Source organism: Paenibacillus rhizolycopersici, from assembly GCF_014947195.2.
Lineage (GTDB): Bacteria > Bacillota > Bacilli > Paenibacillales > Paenibacillaceae > Fontibacillus > Fontibacillus rhizolycopersici.
This window is the reverse complement of sequence record NZ_JADCNN020000018.1, coordinates 24674-43616: the sequence shown is the minus strand read 5'-3', so window position 1 is coordinate 43616 and position 18943 is coordinate 24674. Positions and strand designations below refer to the sequence as shown.

The 18943-nt window shown below is 49.5% G+C and carries 20 protein-coding genes, 1 tRNA gene, 1 pseudogene and 1 other annotated feature; of the genes and pseudogenes, 8 read left to right on the top strand and 14 right to left on the bottom strand.

Annotated features, from left to right (window positions below; all coding sequences use genetic code 11):
• Nucleotides 1-44: 44 nt before the first annotated feature.
• Together IM700_RS17315 and IM700_RS17310 are read right to left on the bottom strand one after the other, a co-directional pair.
• The gene (locus IM700_RS17315) at nt 45-464 is read right to left on the bottom strand and encodes a HepT-like ribonuclease domain-containing protein (protein WP_193418451.1); all 420 of its coding nucleotides are present in this window, start codon (nt 462-464) and stop codon (nt 45-47) included.
• A 24-nt stretch (nt 465-488) separates the two neighbouring features.
• On the bottom strand, nt 489-776 hold the full coding sequence (locus tag IM700_RS17310; RefSeq protein ID WP_155604990.1) for a Dabb family protein: 288 nt from the start codon (nt 774-776) through the stop codon (nt 489-491).
• Between the two features lie 164 nt (nt 777-940).
• Between IM700_RS17310 and IM700_RS17305 the strand changes: the two genes are divergently transcribed.
• Both IM700_RS17305 and IM700_RS17300 read left to right on the top strand, forming a co-directional pair.
• Entirely contained in the window at nt 941-1249 is a 309-nt protein-coding gene (locus tag IM700_RS17305) for a hypothetical protein (RefSeq protein ID WP_193418453.1), read from the top strand.
• Nucleotides 1250-1375: 126 nt separating this feature from the next.
• Nucleotides 1376-1451, top strand: a tRNA-Ala gene (locus tag IM700_RS17300).
• A 117-nt stretch (nt 1452-1568) separates the two neighbouring features.
• Here IM700_RS17300 and IM700_RS17295 read toward each other — a convergent pair.
• Nucleotides 1569-2279, bottom strand: a complete 711-nt coding sequence (locus tag IM700_RS17295) for a MerR family DNA-binding transcriptional regulator (RefSeq protein WP_336244914.1) — start codon at nt 2277-2279, stop codon at nt 1569-1571.
• 138 nt (nt 2280-2417) lie between these two features.
• Between IM700_RS17295 and IM700_RS17290 the strand changes: the two genes are divergently transcribed.
• The 3 genes from IM700_RS17290 to IM700_RS17280 are packed head-to-tail and all read left to right on the top strand — an operon-like array spanning nt 2418 to nt 4045.
• Nucleotides 2418-2912: a DUF6022 family protein gene (locus IM700_RS17290; RefSeq protein ID WP_193418457.1), complete on the top strand. Its 495-nt coding sequence runs from the start codon at nt 2418-2420 to the stop codon at nt 2910-2912.
• A gap of 21 nt (nt 2913-2933) precedes the next feature.
• Complete coding sequence (vat(I), locus tag IM700_RS17285) at nt 2934-3572, top strand: streptogramin A O-acetyltransferase Vat(I) (RefSeq protein ID WP_193418459.1); 639 nt, start codon at nt 2934-2936, stop codon at nt 3570-3572.
• Nucleotides 3573-3631: 59 nt separating this feature from the next.
• Nucleotides 3632-4045 carry a DoxX family protein gene (locus IM700_RS17280; RefSeq protein WP_336244913.1) on the top strand — a complete coding sequence of 138 codons (414 nt, stop codon included), beginning with the start codon at nt 3632-3634 and terminating at the stop codon, nt 4043-4045.
• Nucleotides 4046-4184: 139 nt separating this feature from the next.
• Here the strand turns inward: IM700_RS17280 and IM700_RS17275 are convergent, their stop codons facing one another.
• The 3 genes and pseudogenes from IM700_RS17275 to IM700_RS17265 all read right to left on the bottom strand — a co-directional run bounded on the left by IM700_RS17275 (nt 4185) and on the right by IM700_RS17265 (nt 7119).
• The gene (locus tag IM700_RS17275; protein WP_193418461.1) at nt 4185-5093 is read right to left on the bottom strand and encodes a VOC family protein; all 909 of its coding nucleotides are present in this window, start codon (nt 5091-5093) and stop codon (nt 4185-4187) included.
• 627 nt (nt 5094-5720) lie between these two features.
• Nucleotides 5721-6378, bottom strand: a pseudogene (locus IM700_RS17270) (transcriptional regulator).
• Between the two features lie 162 nt (nt 6379-6540).
• On the bottom strand, nt 6541-7119 hold the full coding sequence (locus tag IM700_RS17265; RefSeq protein WP_193418463.1) for a TetR/AcrR family transcriptional regulator C-terminal ligand-binding domain-containing protein: 579 nt from the start codon (nt 7117-7119) through the stop codon (nt 6541-6543).
• 164 nt (nt 7120-7283) lie between these two features.
• Here IM700_RS17265 and IM700_RS17260 point away from each other — a divergent pair, with 164 nt between their 5' ends.
• Nucleotides 7284-8528: an MFS transporter gene (locus IM700_RS17260; protein ID WP_193418465.1), complete on the top strand. Its 1245-nt coding sequence runs from the start codon at nt 7284-7286 to the stop codon at nt 8526-8528.
• 219 nt (nt 8529-8747) lie between these two features.
• Here the strand turns inward: IM700_RS17260 and IM700_RS17255 are convergent, their stop codons facing one another.
• The 8 genes from IM700_RS17255 to IM700_RS17220 form a co-directional block, all read right to left on the bottom strand.
• Nucleotides 8748-9833, bottom strand: coding sequence for a GerAB/ArcD/ProY family transporter (locus IM700_RS17255; protein ID WP_193418467.1), 1086 nt, complete (start codon nt 9831-9833; stop codon nt 8748-8750).
• 11 nt (nt 9834-9844) lie between these two features.
• Nucleotides 9845-10015 carry a hypothetical protein gene (locus IM700_RS17250; protein WP_193418468.1) on the bottom strand — a complete coding sequence of 57 codons (171 nt, stop codon included), beginning with the start codon at nt 10013-10015 and terminating at the stop codon, nt 9845-9847.
• Between the two features lie 65 nt (nt 10016-10080).
• Nucleotides 10081-11298: a Ger(x)C family spore germination protein gene (locus tag IM700_RS17245; RefSeq protein ID WP_193418470.1), complete on the bottom strand. Its 1218-nt coding sequence runs from the start codon at nt 11296-11298 to the stop codon at nt 10081-10083.
• A 20-nt stretch (nt 11299-11318) separates the two neighbouring features.
• Nucleotides 11319-12746: a spore germination protein gene (locus tag IM700_RS17240; protein ID WP_193418472.1), complete on the bottom strand. Its 1428-nt coding sequence runs from the start codon at nt 12744-12746 to the stop codon at nt 11319-11321.
• A 128-nt stretch (nt 12747-12874) separates the two neighbouring features.
• Nucleotides 12875-13095 (top strand) — a binding site (T-box leader).
• A gap of 183 nt (nt 13096-13278) precedes the next feature.
• Nucleotides 13279-14073 carry an ABC transporter permease subunit gene (locus IM700_RS17235; RefSeq protein ID WP_193419106.1) on the bottom strand — a complete coding sequence of 265 codons (795 nt, stop codon included), beginning with the start codon at nt 14071-14073 and terminating at the stop codon, nt 13279-13281.
• Between the two features lie 38 nt (nt 14074-14111).
• Nucleotides 14112-14915, bottom strand: coding sequence for an ABC transporter permease subunit (locus IM700_RS17230; RefSeq protein WP_193419104.1), 804 nt, complete (start codon nt 14913-14915; stop codon nt 14112-14114).
• 5 nt (nt 14916-14920) lie between these two features.
• A complete protein-coding gene (locus tag IM700_RS17225) occupies nt 14921-15802 on the bottom strand; it encodes an ABC transporter ATP-binding protein (RefSeq protein ID WP_193419102.1) in 882 nt (293 codons plus the stop codon).
• A 34-nt stretch (nt 15803-15836) separates the two neighbouring features.
• Nucleotides 15837-16451: a TetR/AcrR family transcriptional regulator gene (locus IM700_RS17220; protein WP_193419100.1), complete on the bottom strand. Its 615-nt coding sequence runs from the start codon at nt 16449-16451 to the stop codon at nt 15837-15839.
• Between the two features lie 216 nt (nt 16452-16667).
• Between IM700_RS17220 and IM700_RS17215 the strand changes: the two genes are divergently transcribed.
• Both IM700_RS17215 and IM700_RS17210 read left to right on the top strand, forming a co-directional pair.
• Entirely contained in the window at nt 16668-18047 is a 1380-nt protein-coding gene (locus IM700_RS17215) for an ABC transporter substrate-binding protein (protein WP_155604974.1), read from the top strand.
• Complete coding sequence (locus IM700_RS17210; protein ID WP_193419098.1) at nt 18044-18931, top strand: carbohydrate ABC transporter permease; 888 nt, start codon at nt 18044-18046, stop codon at nt 18929-18931. Before IM700_RS17215 ends, IM700_RS17210 begins: the two co-directional genes overlap by 4 nt.
• Nucleotides 18932-18943 lie beyond the last annotated feature (12 nt).

Genomic DNA, 18943 nt, shown 5'->3' with positions numbered 1-18943 from the left:
GGTCACACCTGTATAGAATTATTTTTGGGCTTGTCCAGACCGGATCAAACACCTTCCTGATCAAGGTACTTCAGCACTTTTGCCGAGAAATCCTGCAAGACGTCGGGCAGTCGCTCCCTCAACCCGATCACCTCTTGCCGGTCCCAAGCGAAATAATCCTGCACTAGCGGTTTCCGCAGACGAACCAACTCAATCAGCGTGGCATGCAGCGTGGCATCTATCACTTTCTCGTCCAGCAGGATGTCTACGATATCTTCATAACTACTCGCATCGCGCATGATGAAGCCGTCGATCAAATAGCTACCCACATCCGTTACGATCTCGATGGCTAAATGCAGCGCTCGTTCTTCGGCATACCGCCCCAACAAGGTCGAAGCGGACAACGCGGATTCATGTAACGCCTGCAGCAATTCCGGTAGCAGCTCCAGCCTGCGTTCGATTTGTTCCCGGTTTACATAATACACGGGTATTCCCTCCTCCGGCCCAACCTAGAATTCGAAATCGACCGCAACCTGGCTTTCACGTACCTCGTTCATGTGCTCAATGACTTTTTTATGCTCCGGATGAACCTGGTAACCGTCCAAATCAGCGAGCGAGTCAAAGGTTGCAATTAACGCAATGTCATAGGAACGAGGGGAACGGATCACATCCGTGCCCACCTCCAGGCTTCTCAGTTGCTCCACTTTGCCCTGCAAGCCACGCAGCACCTCAACCGTACGTCCAACACTCTCCGGCGACGCATCTTTCAGTTTGAACAAGACGATATGTTTGATCATGGATGAATCCTCTCCTCACGTAACTTTTCAGTATCTATTTTCAGCATAACATAAAGGATACCCGCCGGAAAGTAAGCCCCACCCGAACTCTATCAAACTATTTTCATATGATATATTGTCTCTTTGACTAGAGATGAAGTCTGATTGAAAAGAGGTGAAATGGATTGACGATCCTGCGTTTTCTGCTGCACGAACCGCTGCGAAGGCGAATTCGTCTGCTGCAAGCCGAGCTTGAGCTGCTGGCCAGCCGGGTGGAGCATCTGGAGCAAGCGCTCGAGGCTGCCTCCTTTCCGGATTCCGATACCCGCCAGCGGATTGAATCCTCGATCGGTCTTCGCATCACGATCGAGACGGCCGGATCCGATATTAACGGCACACTTGTCGCGGTTCGCCCAGATGCATTGGAGTTGATCGATGAATCGGGGCGACAAGTTATCGCACCGACCGCAAAAATCACGGCGATGAAGGTGTAAGCGATAGTGTTATGCCGGGTTCCCTTTCCGGCAACCCTTAGTTGCCGGAAATTGGGGGGCCGCATTTTTTTGCAATGGGATATTGACAGCCCGGCCGCATTTTAATAAAATGAAATAGTCGCTCACGGGGCCTTAGCTCAGCTGGGAGAGCGCATCGCTGGCAGCGATGAGGTCAGGGGTTCGATCCCCCTAGGCTCCACCATACATAAAGTCTAACAGCTCATTTGGAGCTGTTTTTTATTTATACCACGTGTCAAAAGACGCCTCGGATCCTGATCTCCAATCAGGTTTTCCCGGGGCGTTTTTGTATCTGACTTCCTCACTCCGTGCGAAGATCTTCCATTTCAATCACCTCGTACAACCGGCTAAGTGCTTTCACCTGAGCCAGAAGCGTCTTGTTTAAATGAGCGGACATCTGATGGGCATATGTTAAAAACTCCTCGACCTGATGGGAATTTATTCTTTTCAGCGAACGTTTAAGCGCTACGGTTTCCTCCGAATAAACGCAGCTTTGCAACACCTGCATCAACCTGATTTTGAATAGAAGCACCCCGTCGTATAAGCGATATCCGTTCGCGGGATTTCGTTCTACCGTAAGAACCCCTTCCTTTTCCCAATATCGAATCGTTGATTTAGGGACTCCCGTTTTAAGGGAGGCTTCATGAATATTGAAAAGTTGTTCCCGGTCAAATTCTTTAGTTCCGTCGGTATAAAGCTCCAATTCGCGTATGAGTCCGGCTAATCTCTCTCTTTCTTCGTAGAGAATGATTTCCTTTTCCCTAACGATCCAGAGTGCGATGTCCCATTCGTTTTTTTGCAGGTGGATGAGTACGGTTGTGGTTACTTCCATTCCAAATGCAACAGACATCGCTTGGATGCATGCCAAATAAGCTTCATGCCGCTCTGTATAGATGCGATATCCATTGGCTGAACGCGCAGAAGGAGGGATTAACCCTTTCGCTTCATAATTCCGCAATGTACTGGCGCTGATATGAAACTTATCCGCAGTTTTTCGTGGACGCAAAGTCACGGCTTCACCTCTTAACATTCATAGACTTATAAGGTTTTAAGTTAATAATGCAGTGATTTCAGCACTTAATTATGCTTAACCTTTCAATTTGCTTCTATGTTATACAATGGCTTTAAACAAAACAAGGAGGAGATGTAGATGAACCCGCAAGATCTGCCCCTTTTCCACCCCGACATGTCGATCGAGGAGATTGGCGAAGAAGGGAATCGGTATATCGGCACCGTATGGAAGTCTCTTTATGACTCAATGCATGAGGAGCTAACGAAGGCTTTTCTCGAAATCGAGGATGCGGCATATGCGCTGTATTTAAACCAACTGATGCCGCCGTTGTTCAATCGCTTAATGGAGACCGGATTCGAGGTTATAGCCCCTGTGGAAGATGATGATTTCGTCATCGGTCAATGCTTGATTTTCAGAAATTCCCTTGAAAAGTGGGGCTCCGAGGAGAACAGATCGAGAATATTCTGGAACATTATCCATCGAAAGGGGACGCTTCCCCTCGGGACTTTGTTAACGGAAATTCCCCATTCCCATTTGAAATTCGACATTCCGGAAACTCCGAAGCTTTATACGTTGAGGGAGAGCGTTAAAGATCGTATTTTGCATGGAATTCGCCACATCAAAGACAAATGAAATCGTTGCGGGAGGAAAATCATGATCACAGGCCCAAACCCTAATGTGAAATATCCGATCCCTGGAAATTCCAATCTGCAGTTTATTAAAAATACCATTACCAAGCCGAATATTATTGCTGGCGAGTACTCTTATTATGAAGCCTCCAACGGGGAAGCGTTCGATGATCAAGTCTTGTACCATTATGAAGTTATCGGAACGAAGTTGATCATTGGCAAGTTTTGCTCCATCGCTCCTGAAGTTCGATTTATGATGGATGGAGGAACCCATCGAATGAATGGATCGACGTACCCTTTTAACCTTTTCGGAAACGGGTGGGAAGCCTTTACTCCTACCTTGGAGGATTTGCCGATTAAAGGGGATACGGTGGTCGGCAATGATGTTTGGATCGGCAGACACGCGACCATTATGCCTGGAGTAAAAATTGGCGACGGGGCCATCATTGCCGCCGAATCCGTCGTCGTTAAAGATGTGGACCCCTATACGATCGTCGGCGGCAATCCTGCTAAGGAAATTCGCAAACGCTTTGCGCCTGAAGTCATCCAAGCGTTGCTGGACATCCGATGGTGGGATGCCGACATTCAGGTCATTCATTCCTATATCGGCGCCATCGTCAGCGGGGATATCGAAACGTTAAGCAAGATGAAATACGCTCCATAAACTCTACATGAAGGAGGGAAATTCCAATAGCGCCACTTATCGCATTAGTAACGTCCTTCGTGATATTCCGTTCGGTCGGTTTGCTAGGTTGGACCTACTTTGATAGTTGGCACTCCTCGCTGCAAGCCGCAGTCGTTGTCATGTTGTTGCTTGCGGCTTCTGCTCATTGGGGAAAGAGGCGCCAGGATCTCAAACGTATGGTTCCTCCCGGCTTTCCCAACCCCGCTTGGGTAGTATCCGCAACAGGGGTTCTGGAAATCGCGGGGGCCATCGGAATCCTGATTCCCTCCCTTTCTCTCCTTGCCTCCATTTGCTTGGTTTTATTGTTAATCGCCATGTTTCCCGCCAATATTTATGCCGCAAAACAAGGGATAACCATCGGTGGACAGCCCGTACCGAAGTTGGGGGTACGCAGCTTGCTGCAGATTGTATTTATCGCAGCCATCCTCTTATCCTCACCGATCTTTGGGTAGTGAGACGGGGAATGGCTCCGTTAGGAAGAAAGAGGTTGATCCGTAGGGATCAGCCTCTTTCTTGAGATGTACTGTGGGTTCGCAAGCTGCTGCTCAAGGCTTAAAGCTCATAGTAATTACCGCGCCTTTACCATAGCGTTTACTTTCCCTCAAAAGCCCGTTGCAACTCCGCAAGGTCAAACTTCTTCATTTTCAAAAAGGCCTGCGTCACGCGATTGCGTTGCTCCAATGTTCCCTGGTTCATCATCTCGTCCAAGTCGGAAGAAGAGATTTGCCACGAGACGCCGAACCGATCCTTGAGCCAACCGCATTGTTCAGCCTCGGGAACGGCAGAAAGATTTTCCCAATAATGATCGATTTCCTCCTGCGTTTCGCAGTTTACCAAGAGAGAAATCGCTTCGTTAAAGCTGAACCCATGGTCATACGCGCTGTCCATCGCTGCGAACCAGGCGTTCTCCAACCTAAAATCAGAGAACATCACCGCCCCCTCTTGGTCCGGTTCTTGGCCGGGGCCATACTTGACGATCGTGCCCGGTTTCGCATTCCGGAATACGGAAAGATACAATTCACGTGCTTCTTCCGCCTTGCCACAGTTATCCCCTATGAACATCATGGACGGAACAATCGCTGGACGCGGCTCCCCCTCCGGATTTGTTAACATCAACTGCCATGTGAACCCATACTTGTCCTGAATCCAGCCATACCACTCGCTGAAAGGATATCGATCCAACGGCATAAGCGCAGTCCCGCCGTCAGACAGCTTGTTCCACACCTCATCAAGCATCTCTCTGGCGTTAGGGTCTCTGGAGGGGTCGAAATTGACGATGCACGAAATAGAAGGATTCGGTTGGAAGAACGGGCCTGCTGAGATCGCCATAAATGGAAACCCCCAAACCGTGAACGAAACCAACTCCGAATCACCCGAAGGGGTATCGTATATCGTCGTAGCACCCGTGATTCGGGAATCCGGAAATACAGAGCAATAGAACTCCGCCGCTTCTTTCGCCTCTTTGTCGAACCATAGATGCAAGGCAATGGATGAACTCATCTTTTTCCTCCTTTGCATGAATAAGGGTATTTTTCTTCATTCTAACACAGTTTATTCTCCTTGGCCTATCGATACCTAGGGGGCCTGGGGGGCCAACGTTTGCTTACGTATGCCTACGTTATCTTACGATTGCTTACGATTGCTTACGTTGGCCTCCTTTTACCCCCGGGTGTCTGCGGATGCCAACTATTAAGCCCATCCATCTAGTTCATATGCATCTAGCTCATCCATCTAGCCCATTCTACAATCCGCTAACGCTTGCCACTGATCTTATTTGCTCCAAAAATGGCACTTTACAATTCTAACGCTTACTACAGAGCCTATTCCCCTATTTCACTCCCATTTTTCTCGATTTTCGCGTTAATAGAGTGTCTCATCGTCGTTAGAATTTTTCCGAGACCAAATTTGGCGAGATAACGTGGCTCACAAGCGTTAGAGTTAGCAAGAGGGGGGCAGCTCGCATCAGCGTAGAGTAGCATCAGCATTAGAGTAACATCAGCGTAGAGTAGCATCACCATTAGAGTAACACCTGCATTAAAATTAGAGTTAGCATTAGCTTTAGCACCGGAAGTTGAGTTAGAGCTAGCCTTAGCCTAAGATCTCTCCTGCCATCCGTACTCCTTGCCCCTAACGGGCATTCGGAAGCCGGAACGTACGATACCGTTGTCTACCGTCCACGACTTCCAGCATCTTTCGGTCATACATAGCATGTAGAATGGCTCGTGTATGTTGCTTGGATAGAACGAGATGATCCGCAAGCTCTGCCGGAGTAAAGGGACGCAACAGTCGTCTGGCAAACCTCAAGGTTTCAGCTTCTGCCCAATGAAGGTCGGAAGAGGATATGGCATTGGACAGAAACTTGCCGACGAAGGATAGGACCAGCTGCTTGCAGACTCCCGGGTCTTCCCGAATGGATAGATAGGCAATCGGAAGGAACAACCAATCGTCTAGCGCCAGCAGAGCTTGCTTCATACACAAATCCTTAAACCGACCGGCTTCGATATCCCGAGCATGGCTTCGATAATCCTGAATCTCGATACAGCCTTTGGCGTTGCCCGGCCTATAGGCCAAATCGAGGTAGCGGAAGCCATTTATTAAAATCGCGAACCTCATACTCAGGATAGAGATCGTTGAAATTTCCGATGGTGGGATACCAAATGAATCGCAGAAAATCCGTGGTCCCCCGGCTCAATCCCTTTTGCAGAAACTCCCTCCTTCTCGGATTGGTTTCCTCATCGATCTGTCGTTCCAACCACTCCAAATAAACATCATCGAACTCACTCATCATTCACACTCCCTTTCTGAATCAATAAAAAAACCGCCTAGATCCCCCCTTGCTCCAAGAGCAAGTCTGATCTAAGCGGTATGTGCTTCATACCAAAACATCCACTATGGAAAATAATGTATCATAAGGAAGAGAAGTCTTCAAGCAGGACGTTTCCCGATTTTATCTCGCGGTAAGTCCCTCCAAACATAACTTCACCAAATTTTCAACGTAGCTTTCATCCAACCCATCGCTGAGGATCAAGAGTCTATAAAAGATCGGTCCATAGATTTGATCCAGGCATAACTCAAGATCGAGTTGGTACTTCAATTCTCCGCGTCGGATTCCCCGTTCAATAATCTGGCTTGCCTCAATCCTCCGGGGCTGAAAGTACCTAGAGCGATAAGTCTCAGCCAATCCGACATTAACCTGTCCCTCCCCAACCAGTTCCTTAATCACACTTCCTTCCCGGCTGGTCATAAACTGAACCAATCTCGTGACATGGATGATCAGGTCCTGGGATACCGAACCCGTATCTGGAACCGGAATTTTAGCCGTAGATGCCGATAGGAACCCATCCATGACTACTGCAGCTTTGTTGGGCCACCACTTATAGATCGTGGCTTTGCTGACTCCGGCCCGCTCCGCAATTTTCTCCACCGTGACCGATCCAAAGCCTTGTTCCAGCAACAAATCATAGGAAGCCGCAAGAATGGCGTTTTGCGTTTCCAGATTGCGCGGACGTCCTCTTTTGGTGTTCACTTGAACCTACTCCTTTACCGCAAAAAAACTATACGTTCATTATACTAAATATTCATCCTAGATCGAAAATATTTTTATTTACAAAACGATACGTTCAGTTTATTATTTGTTTATCAATAATTAGTGAACGATACGTTCAGTTTATTATTCAAGGAGGAGTTTTTATGATCATGGCGCACCAAACCCCTGAAAGAAAGCCGATTTCAAGCTGGATATTATTCTTGTTAGCCGCCGCTTGCGGACTTATCGTTGCCAATCTATATTATTCTCAAACTTTGATCGGACCGATCAGTGCCGCCACGGGGTTAACATCTGGGGCATCCGGATTCATTGTCACTTTAACGCAAATTGGGTATGTGTTAGGTCTGTTGTTTATCGTTCCGCTCAGCGACATCGTAGAAAACCGTCGTCTTGTGACCCTATTCCTGATCGTAGCGTTCTGCGCCTTGTTGACGGCATCCTTTGCCGTGAGTGCTCCCCTGTTCCTCGCTGCTTCCTTGTTTATCGGTCTGGGATCCGTGGTAGCCCAAATCCTTGTCCCCTATGCGACTTATTTGGCATCTGGACCCAATCAGGGCCGGGTGGTGGGAAATGTCATGAGCGGACTCTTGCTCGGAATCATGTTCGCCCGCCCTGTGGCCAGCTTCATTGCCGGCCTTTGGAAGTGGCAGGCGGTATTCGCCTTCTCTGCCGCAGCTATCGCACTTTTAACGATTGTATTGCACCGGGTACTTCCCGAACGCAAGCCGGAGCCCATCTTAAGTTACGGTAAGTTGATCATTTCTTTGGGAACTCTATTGAAACAAACGCCAATCCTCCGTCGCCGGGCCGCTTATCAAGCTTGTCTGTTTGGCGTTTTCAGTCTCTTTTGGACCGTGGTTCCACTCTATTTGGCGGACGAATTCGGCATGACGCAGCAAGGGATCGCCTGGTTCGCGTTGGCCGGCGTAGGAGGCGCAATTGCCGCACCGATTGCGGGCAGACTCGCAGATAAAGGCTGGACCAAGTTCTTGACGGGATTGGCCATGACCGTTGCCGCCTTCGCTTTTGTTATGACACATCTTGTTCCCGGTCATTCGATGACCTCCCTCGCCCTGCTCGTTGTTGCTGCGATTCTGCTGGACATGGCCGTTTCGGGAAATTTAGTCCTTGGACAGCGGGCAGTATATTCCCTTGGCAATGAAGCCAAGGGACGTCTCAACGGATTATTTATGGCTATCTTTTTCATTGGAGGAGCTGTTGGGTCGTCCGTTGGCGGCTGGTCTTATGCCCGTGGCGGCTGGAGTTTCACCTCCCTGATCGGCGTTATCGTACCACTGCTGGCTCTGGCTTACTTTTTTACTGAGAGTAGAGCCAGCCTCAAGGTGGGCTCCGCTCCTCGCTCCACGGATAGAAGGCCGCAAGAATGACCCAAGTTCCAAATTCGACGTTTAGGAGAGTGGCTGTACTCCAGAGTAGCTAATCATGCCGTTCGACAACAAGAGTCGTACCTCTTGCACACAAGCCTTCGTCTCTTTAACAGAGACGGAGGTTTATTTTTATTTTACGAAGAAGGGAATCCCATACGTTTGTTATTCACGTAAGTTGCTCCATCCACTCCCCCCTATCGTTCCTCCGGCACATTCCCTTCATGACCTTAGCCTCACTTTCCCTATGATCCAAAATAGAATCGGAAGTGCGATTCCGAAGATCATGGCGTACATTGGCCAAACCTGCATAAACTCGATCAGAAAGGCCATATTGGTCCAGATCATGCCGGAGAAAACGATGGCGATCAGTACAAGCGGAATAATCAACGTATCCTTGCTCCTCAATGCGAAGGCTTCGGACAGTCCTTGAATGGATACCTGCAACAAAAAAACCAGGCGGAAAAAGATCGAAGTGTACCAAAAAATCGTAATTACAATCTCGAATCGTTGAAAAAAATCGCCGATCGCGATCGTTCGTACCACGAAATAACTGGCAAACGTCAAATTGGCCATGACCCCCTCGCTGAGCGCCGCCGTGGTTATTAGCATCATAAGCAAGTACATGGTGCCGCTAAGGGCGGAACCCAAACAGACCGCCTTTCTCCAATTTACGGATTCGGGAATATGCGGAACTAGAAATAGAAACAAGACGGTTTCCAAGTAAGGAAAAGCTAACAACGGGAAGGAGCCTAGCAGTATCGGCTTCCAGCCATACTCCAGGAAAGGGGCTAGATTATGCCAATGGGTCTCGGACAACAGCGAGAGGGCAACCAACAAAAAAATCGCAGGCAGGAACAAGAATAAAATTTCCGAACTACGACCAATCGTTGGCACTCCCGACCTTAGGGCAAATACGACAGCAACAAGCATCAGCGCCAACAGAACGTAAGGAGGCGTTAACGGCATAACTGACGTCGTGATAAAATCGCTTAAATTTCGCAACGTGAAAATAAAGATTAAGTAAGGAAACAGAAAAACAAACAGGATCGACAGTACGGAGCCGGAGGTGTTGCCGAACAAACGACGAAGGTATTGGACAAATGAGTTCCCTCGCATTTGCCCGGCAAGTGCCGTCAGCAACGGGACGAGCAGATATTGAATACCTATGGCCACCACGACGCAGAGCCATGCATCGTGTCCCGCAACTGTGGCAAGACCCGATGGAATGAGGAGATAAGCGCTACCGATTTGATACATCGCCATCCACAATGCAAATTGCCGTACGGTTAAACCACGGTTGTTCATTCCGATACCCCTCAAGATAATAAATTGGCGAGCAGCTTGCCTGCCGGTCCGAATAAGGCTTGAATCGCCAGCGTTGGTGACGGAACTTGAATGTTAAGCAATTGAAGAACCAGGAGGACGATGCCTACGCACAGGAATGCCGCATGCACCACGATGTCCTTGAAATATTTTTTACGGTACATCCTACGGTATTCCCAGATCGATATAGCCACAGACGCGAATAAAATGGCGTAAAGCACGTTTTTCCTCACTCCTGTTTATTCTGCTTCATCCCGAAGGGACTGATGATTTTCCCGTTTCGCTGTATTTCCATATTCACGCTCACGGTAACATCCATTTCTTGAAACCGCCTGTCCCAATCGCCTTTCCATTCGTGCCATTTTGCCGGATAAGCCCGATGAAAAGCTTCGCCGAACCCAAAGATGTCCGCGCCCAGCGATTGCGCTTTCTGTATTCCAAGATTTAAGGTGTCCACAAACTGGTCTGCAGCTAGTTTCTGTAGCTTCAACAGGTCATCTTCTTTCTTGAGATCGATGTTATTGCAGCCCATCTCGTGAATATTGCTGACGATTTTGATCGAAGCCTCAAGGACCGGATTGTCGTTGACGACCCTTGGTTGAAGATTCGCGTTCGCATCAATGATTTCCAGCGTATATTGGAAGTTCGAATCCGGACAATCGATTTTATTAACACTGCTGACCACATGATTCGTCAAATAGTTATAGGCTCGACTTTCCGATTCATTCATCCACCCAACCAGGTGATCCTCCTGAAAAACACCTATGCCGCTATAATAATAGTTCGCATGCTGCGTGGATTTCTTTACATTATCCATCGTTTGCGCCCTATCGATCTGACTGCCCAGCTGTAATCCGGTAATAACAGGTTCGATCCCGTCCTTGCTTAAACTCTCCAGGAAATCCTTAGCCCGGCTGTATACTGTCGGGGCCCAGCTTTTGTAGGACAACTTTAATGCCTTATGCATATCCAGGGCAGGAAGAAGTTCCGTGGAGGTCACGAAGGATAACGCGTCTTTTGCCGTATGGTCCCTGACAATAACCAGGTCAAAGACAGGCCGTATTTCATAGTCGCGCAGCAGCCAGTCCATCGGCTCATTAATCCCTTGCTTGGCCGTGGCCTCATCCAAGAACAAAATTTGCAGATGGGACGTATATAATTTCCGTGATGACATGCCCGCCGTTTTTCGCAAGGCCTCACTGATGGATTCCGCACGTACCGAAAGTATGGACGTAGGCGTACGATCGGACGATCGGGTCCGTGACATCTGATTGGGATCAACGACCTGGAAGCTGACCTCATAATGGTGATCATCCATTTTATCGATCCCGATGGCTAACACGATAGAGAGTTCATTTAATTCATTGTGGTTCCAACAACCTGAGAGCAGCACGATCAACGCGAGGGATATGGGGAAGAGAACAAATCGTTTTCCCTGACGACACACGGGGATCATCTCCTTGGTTTCTACGGTCCTTTGGCTCCAGAATGATAGGGGAAACGGAGAATGGCATCCGCTTGCTTTCGCGACTTGAAGGGGGCGAAGGGCGATAAATAAGGAATGCCAAAGGAGTGGAGCCCGCTTAAATGCACGACAAGCATGATAAAAGCGACAGTCAACCCATAAATTCCAAGAGTTGATGCGATCGCCATGAAACCGAAACGCAGCATCCGGATCGGGATCGACATGGAATACGACGGAATGGCGAAACTGGAAATCGCAGTTATTGCAACCACAACAACCATGACGGTAGAAACGATGCCCGCTTCGACTGCGGCTTGTCCAATCACGATCGAACCGACGATGGACACGGCTTGTCCAATCGTTCTCGGCATCCGTAGCCCGGCTTCCCGCAAGATTTCAAACACCACTTCCATGATCAGCGCTTCGAGGAAGGCCGGAAACGGGACCCCTTCACGTTGTGCCATCAAATTCAATAACAACACCGTAGGAATTAAATCCTGATGATAGGTAGTCAACGCGATATACAGGGCAGGAGCTAATAAGCAAATCAACAGGCATAAATAGCGCAGTAACCGGGTAACGCTCCCGTATAGATACGATTGATAATTATCCTCGGCGGATTGAAGAAAATCGACGAACAAGGTTGGTGCTAGGAGAACGAATGGGGTTCCGTCAATAAAGAGGGCAATTCGGCCTTCCAATACACCCGCCGCGATCGTATCAGGACGATCCGTATTGTACATCATAGGGAAAATCGTAAGCTTATTGTCCTTGTTCAGCGTTTCCTCGATGTACTCGCCCTCCAGAACACGATCAACCCGGAGGTTGCTCAGTCTATCAATAAGTTCACTCACGAGCTGTTGATCCGCTAATCCGTGCATGTACATAAGAGCTAAATCCGTTTTGGTTTTACCGCCTGCCTGAATCGAATGTACGCGAACCCTTGCATCCTTCACCCTGTGACGTACCAAGGAGGTATTCGTGCGTATCGCCTCCGTAAATGAGTCCTGAGGCCCTCGGATAATCGGATGCGCCTTCGATTCGGCAATCGCACGTTCCTCTAACCCGGGAACCGAAACTAGCACGCCTTCGGCATACCCATCGATGAGGATCAGCGCTTGGCCAGATAACAATCCGTCACATGTATCCTCATAAGTGGTCACTGAGCTAAGGCTTCCTACGTTTAAGACCGCATCCTTGAGCCGTGATGGCGTCGCCTTCTCGTCGGAAGAGGCCTCCAGAATCGGACGTATCACATCCTGTTGCAAGCGTTGACTGTCGATTAACCCTTCGATATAAACTATAGCGACTTGCGTATGACCGGATGGCAAAAGCTGGCGAAACACAACATCCGAACTGTTGCCGAGAAGTTCACGAAGTCCTTCCAGGTTTTTCTGCAACGTTTCGAAGAACTCGACCGTTTGATGCATGTTCGCTAGCCCCTTTGTTCTGGTGAAGTAGTATGAGTATTACCATTTTTTTCATCTCCTACTCGGGCCGGAAGGAGCATTCGAGGGTTGACTTTTGGAAAATGCCGGATATACTATTACAAAATAACCCAAATTCGACGATTGGGAGAGTAGCTGTTGGTTCTAGTCCTAGCGAGCCGGGAGGGTGGAAGCCGGTACAGGGCATACAGCGAAGCGGACCCATGAGAATGGTTGCTGAACGTATACGAGGTAGGCAACCACGGCAAACAGGCCGTTATCCCTAGAGTGGTTAAACATGGAGTTTAACAACAAGAGTGGTACCGCGAGCGCGCAAGCCTTCGTCTCTTTGAATGAGACGGAGGCCGGATGGAATACAATTGCCGATGTACTGGATGTGATAGGGTTGCCGGCCCCGGATCGCATGTAAACGGCAAGAACATCGGCGAAACGGACCAACCGATCCCGAAGCGGCGCGGCCGATTATCCGGCCGCGCCGCTTCATGGGCAGAGGTCTGCCTCTGCCGTGCAACGTTTAAACGTTTAATTCTCTTTTGCGATATGCCGAATAAGTGGCAAAGACCAGCACCGCCACCAAAATGACGGATAGAGCGGCAATCCCTGCATGAATCCCTTCTCCCTTTACGATGCGTTCATAGCTGAAGTACTTAAAGGGAGAGAGCACGTTTAAAGCATCCAGTTCGTCTGTCAAGTCGGTGATTTTGGAAATGACGAAGCATCCCAGCAGGATCCCTGTGGCAATGGAGCCCGCGGTTTTAGGCCGTTTCAACAAGGCTGAAAGTGCCGTTCCCATCGATAGGAAGATGAACTGAACCAGCAACAAGCTGGTCATGAATTGCAGGATTTCCCCTGTGATGGCCTCTCCTTTATTGTAGGCGGAGACCATCACGAGCGAGGAGACCAGGGTGACGAGATTCAGAATCACCACTTGGACCAAAGAGGCCAGCAGTTTGGCCGTAATGACGTTTCCCCGCGACACCGGCTTCGCCATAAGGAATTCGACCGTTTTATCCCGTTCCTCTTTGGCGATGATCCCGCTCCCCAGCAGCACCGCATGAATAGCCACTGTCAGCTCGATATACAAAAATAACATGGCAAAGAATCCGCTCATTTGCGTGACATCAAACGACCCGATTCCAAGCAACGCCTTCATCGTTTGCGGTAAGGCATCAAATACCTCGCTGCTCGCGCCGCCGGCAGAATAGGCCGAATACTTGCTCATCCCGCTGACGACCAGCAAGAACAGGCACACGCCCCAGATGATCAGGCCCTTCCGGTGCGCCCTGAGTTCCCTTCTGAATATATTCATCGCAACTCCTCCGTTCGATCGAGTCCAAAGCGCAGTTTTTAGCTGACGGCATGGATATCTTTTTTCAGGTATACCGCGTAACTCAACGCCATCGCAACCACAACAATAACGGAGCCGGCGATTAGGTAAGGCGTCTCGTAACCGGCATGGGCCAGAATGTAGGAAGGCTCGAAATATTTAAAGGGCGAGACAAAACGTAAAACCTCTTTGTCCTCCCCGGTCGCGAGCAAGGCGCCAATCAAATATAATCCGAACACAACGCCCAGCGATAACGGAAGGACGCTCCGGAGTTTGGTAAAAAACACGGAGGACGCCATGCCGATCGCCAGGAACATGAGCTGAACAAAAAGTAGAGTCAAATTGATCATCAAAAATAGCTTTTGGCTGAAATCCTCTATTTTGACTCCGTTAGCGATAAGCGACGTTGCCGCGTAGAAGACGATATCCATCGCCGCCAAGATCAGCAAAGCTGCCAACAGTTTGGAGTTGACGACTTGCGCTCGCGACACGGGTTTGACCAGTAGAAAATCCACTGTTCTCTCCCTCGACTCCTTGGTCAGAATCGATACACCAAGGTTCATTGCCTGGATCGCGCCACATAAAGCGATAAAGGAGAAAATCATGGAATATAGCCCCAAGATCGAGGTGACCGTATCCAAATCAATGCCCAGCATGGCCTGAACGGATTCCGGGTAACTGCCGAGCAGCTTTTTGAAATCCAACGCATCGCTCGCTACGCTGGGATAAATGGACAAGTAGAGCGCAGCCAAGGCGATCATTGCGCAGGTCCAAACAATCGCTGATTTCCTCATTGATTTCAGTTCATGCAGTACCATATTCATGGCAGCTATTCCTCCTTCACATAGTAATGCATGAAGATTTCCTCCAAATCAGGCTCCACGATAGAGATGTTGGTCAGTTCAACCTCGGCAATTCTTTGCATCATCGCGTTAAGGTTGCCTTTAAAGATGAAGCTGGCCGCAGAGCTTTTCAACTCAAGATTACTGACACCGTCCATTTGGAAAGCAGTCGGATCGATCGCGAACTTTGCCTCCAAGCTAACTTTCTTGTAACTGTTGTCCTGCAGGTCGCTTATCTTCTCTTGTTTGATGATCCGCCCTTCCTTAATGAAGGCGACGCGGCTGCACATCTTCTGCACTTCACTGAGGATATGGGACGAGAAAAATACGGTCGCCCCTTTCCGGTTCTCCTCCGCGACCAGTTCAAAAAAGGTCTGCTGCATCAGCGGATCCAGCCCGCTGGTTGGCTCGTCGAGAATAATGAGTTTCGGCTCATGAAGCAGCCCCTGCACAATTCCAACCTTCTTTTTATTCCCGAAGGATAGGTCGTCGATTTTCTTCTTCAGATCCAAGTCCATTCGCTCTGCCAGTTCCTTGATTCGTTTAGTGCAATCCTTCTTGTAAAAGCTTGCGGAATAGTTGAGTAAGTCGATCACGCGCATGCCATCATAATAAAAGACTTCCGAAGGCAGATATCCGAGCTCCCTGCGGATCTCGGGGTGTTGAATGCAGCTCTTGCCAAACAGGGTTGCACTGCCGCTTGTCGGGTAAATGAGTCCTAACAGTGTCCGAATCGTCGTCGACTTCCCAGCCCCATTGGGACCGATAAAGCCGAAGATCTCCCCCTCTTCTACCTGCAGGTTTACGTCGGTAATGCCTCTCGAATTCCCATATTTCTTTGTGAGGTTTTTCACTTCAATCACGCTCATGGTACGCCCTCCTTCTCGAATAAACCGCCGCCACTTACAAATACTCCGGCCGATAAAACTGCGCTTTCAGCATGTCGATGCTACGGAAAAACTCCCTTGCAATGACCTCGATATCTATTTTGTTCCCCCTGGACATCTGACTGGTAAACCCCTCCGCCATCCAGGTCAGCATGTTCATGAGAAGCTGCAGATCGATACCTTCCTTAAACTTCGATTCATCCACACCGGACAAGGCGATCCGATTCCGGATGTCCTCCCCTTTGGCCAAAATCGCCGTAATGTCCTGCCGCACTTCCTCATTCGTTTCGAAATACACACTGGTCAAAAAAGACAGCACTGCCGCATGCCTCCCGATTACAGACACTTTAATGTTCGTGGCTTGCTTAATCCTTTCGAAGAAATCCGTCAGTGTTTCATCGAACTTCGAATTGATTTCGTTCATCACTAAATCGCTGCAGTAGTTGATCAAATAGAGATACAACGCTTTCTTCGTGCCGAAATAATGGAAGACCATCGCCTTAGAAATCCCGGCCTCCGCGGCGATGTCGTTCATCGACGTCTTCTTGTACCCGTTGGTACCGAAACACGCTAAAGCCGCATCGATAATGCCATGTTGTTTTTCCAAGGGCAAACTCCAAAATTTCTCCATATCTTCACCTCCCGTGCACCATGAACCGAATCGGTCGATAAGATCATACTGCCATAAACCGATTCGGTCAATAGTTTTTCGAGGCGATTCCTGAATAAATCTTTCTATCGATAAGTATGTTTTACTGGAAGGCATGAAAGCGGATACAACGTAATGTCTTTCACAACCTGAGAGGAGCCAAACCCAAAGAGGATACGAAAACAGGGAGGGAACAACATGTCATTCATGAAAAAGAGAAGTTGGGCCATCGCTTCCGTTTTGTTGTGCACGGCCTTGGGCGGGACACTGCTAGCCGGGTGTTCCGGGTCCGGTGACAAGTCGGGCAGTTCCGGAAAAACAACGATTACCGTGACGTACCGGGATGACGGAGCCGGAGAGAAAGGCTCGCTGTATCGTTGGCTAACGGAAATTGCCGCTGATTATCCAAATAAGGAGGTCGAGATCAAACCGGCGCCGATCCAAGCATCGGAAGGTGATTATTTTGCCAAGATTGCCTTGGCCTTAAAGTCCAAAGATACTGCGCCGGATATCGTAACAGAGGATACGTTTATCCTCAATTCCGACGCCAGTGCCGGCTATCTGGAACCGCTGGACGAACGGTTGAAGGGCTGGGAGGACTGGACGAACGGTTCGTTCATCGAGGCGATGAAGAAGGGCGTAACCGCCAGCGACGGCAAGGTGTACGGAGTACCGTATAATACCGACTCACGCGGGCTTTGGTACAACAAGCAAATCTTCAAGCAGGTGGGCCTCCCCGAGGATTGGACACCGAAGAACTGGGAGGAAGTGCTTGATGCGGCTCGCACAGTGAAGGAGAAGGCGCCGGACATCGTTCCAATCTGGATGAACATGGGAAAGGCGACCGGGGAAGCCACGTCCATGCAAACGTACGAAATGCTCTTGTATGGTACGGGCGAACGGCTGTATGACGATGCAAGCGGCAAATGGATCATTCAAAGCCAAGGGATCTTGGATGCGTTAGGGTTTGTTGAAACCGTGAACAAGGAGAAGCTTGGACCTCCGCTCTCCAAAGTCCTGAACGGGCAGGCCGGCAACACCGCTTCCCGCGAATATTTGCCACAGGGCAAGCTAGCCATCTCCCTCGACGGCTCCTGGATCACGGGAAACTATCTTGATTCCGGAGCATCCCCTTGGCCGGAATACAAGGATGTGTTAGGCTTTGCCCCCATGCCAACCAGCCAAGGCCAGGCACCGGGTTCCATCACCCTTGCCGGAGGCTGGGCCTTGTCCATTCCAAGCAACGCCAAGCATAAAGACGAAGCCTGGGAGTTTATCAAATATGCGCTAAATAAGGAAAACAGCCAAAAGCTGGTTACCGCTTCGGGTAATATTACCGTCCGGGCCGATGTCGCCAAGGATCCGGGGTACACAAAAATGCCGTTTAACGAGATCGCTACGGAATACTTACAGAACGCCGAGTTCCGCCCGGCGCAGGACAAATACCCGGAGGTATCGACGCAAATCCAAACGATGGTTGAGTCGGTTGCCACAGGTACTTCCCCTTCGGATGCAGCCCAAAAGTATGCCCAGGACGTGACCCGCATCGTAGGTGAGAACGGAGTCATCCAAAAATGAGCAGCATGGCGGCGGAAGGTTACTCCAGAAAACGAAATTCGTACGCATGGCTGTATTTCATGCTCCCTTCGATTGCAATCATGCTGGTATTTTTTATCTATCCGGTCTTTCTGACCTTCTTTTACTCGTTTACGAACCTCGCCTTAACGGGGGAATCCGCCAGAGAACTGAAATTCGTCGGTTTCGACAACTATCTCCACATGTTCAAAGACCCGACGGTTAAGATCAGCATATGGAATACGCTCGTCTTTCTGTTTGGCTCGGCGGTCATCGGGCAGCAGGTGCTGGGCTTTCTCATCGCCCTGCTTATGAAGCATAAGAATAAGACGTTCCGCCGGGTCATCGGCACGATTGTCCTGGCCGGTTGGGTCACCCCGGAGATCGTCTGCGCATTGTGCTTGTACAGCTTCTTCGGTGACGAAGGCACGCTGAACTCGATCATCACCTCGCTGGGAATTCCAGCCGTTACTTGGCTGTATACCGTTCCGATGCTGACCATCATCCTCGCCAACATTTGGCACGGCACGGCCTTCTCGATGCTGGTCTTTCAAGCGGCGTTGGACGATGTACCAAGCGAGGTGGAAGAAGCCGCGGTTGTTGACGGCGCCTCACGGTGGCAGGTCCTGACTCGGATCATTATCCCCTACATCAAGGAGACCTTTACCACCAACATGATGCTGGTCACGCTGCAGACATTGGGCGTCTTCGGGTTAATCTACGCCATGACCGGCGGGGGGCCGGGTACATCCACGACCACGCTGCCAATCTTTATGTACAACCAAGCCTTCGTGAACTATCAACTCGGGTACGGCACCGCGATCTCCTTACTGCTTCTGTTAATCGGGATCGTGCTCAGCTTGTTCTATACCCGCTCGTTGAAATAGTCCAAGTGCAAG

Coding starts and splice junctions, on each gene's coding strand:
- IM700_RS17310 (WP_155604990.1), bottom strand. CDS start 776: ATGATCAAACATATCGTCTTGTTCAAACTGAAAGATGCGTCGCCGGAG.
- IM700_RS17290 (WP_193418457.1), top strand. CDS start 2,418: ATGAACCCGCAAGATCTGCCCCTTTTCCACCCCGACATGTCGATCGAG.
- IM700_RS17275 (WP_193418461.1), bottom strand. CDS start 5,093: ATGAGTTCATCCATTGCCTTGCATCTATGGTTCGACAAAGAGGCGAAA.
- IM700_RS17260 (WP_193418465.1), top strand. CDS start 7,284: ATGATCATGGCGCACCAAACCCCTGAAAGAAAGCCGATTTCAAGCTGG.
- IM700_RS17255 (WP_193418467.1), bottom strand. CDS start 9,833: ATGAACAACCGTGGTTTAACCGTACGGCAATTTGCATTGTGGATGGCG.
- IM700_RS17250 (WP_193418468.1), bottom strand. CDS start 10,015: ATGTACCGTAAAAAATATTTCAAGGACATCGTGGTGCATGCGGCATTC.
- IM700_RS17240 (WP_193418472.1), bottom strand. CDS start 12,746: ATGCATCAAACGGTCGAGTTCTTCGAAACGTTGCAGAAAAACCTGGAA.
- IM700_RS17235 (WP_193419106.1), bottom strand. CDS start 14,073: ATGAATATATTCAGAAGGGAACTCAGGGCGCACCGGAAGGGCCTGATC.
- IM700_RS17230 (WP_193419104.1), bottom strand. CDS start 14,915: ATGAATATGGTACTGCATGAACTGAAATCAATGAGGAAATCAGCGATT.
- IM700_RS17225 (WP_193419102.1), bottom strand. CDS start 15,802: ATGAGCGTGATTGAAGTGAAAAACCTCACAAAGAAATATGGGAATTCG.
- IM700_RS17220 (WP_193419100.1), bottom strand. CDS start 16,451: ATGGAGAAATTTTGGAGTTTGCCCTTGGAAAAACAACATGGCATTATC.
- IM700_RS17215 (WP_155604974.1), top strand. CDS start 16,668: ATGTCATTCATGAAAAAGAGAAGTTGGGCCATCGCTTCCGTTTTGTTG.
- IM700_RS17210 (WP_193419098.1), top strand. CDS start 18,044: ATGAGCAGCATGGCGGCGGAAGGTTACTCCAGAAAACGAAATTCGTAC.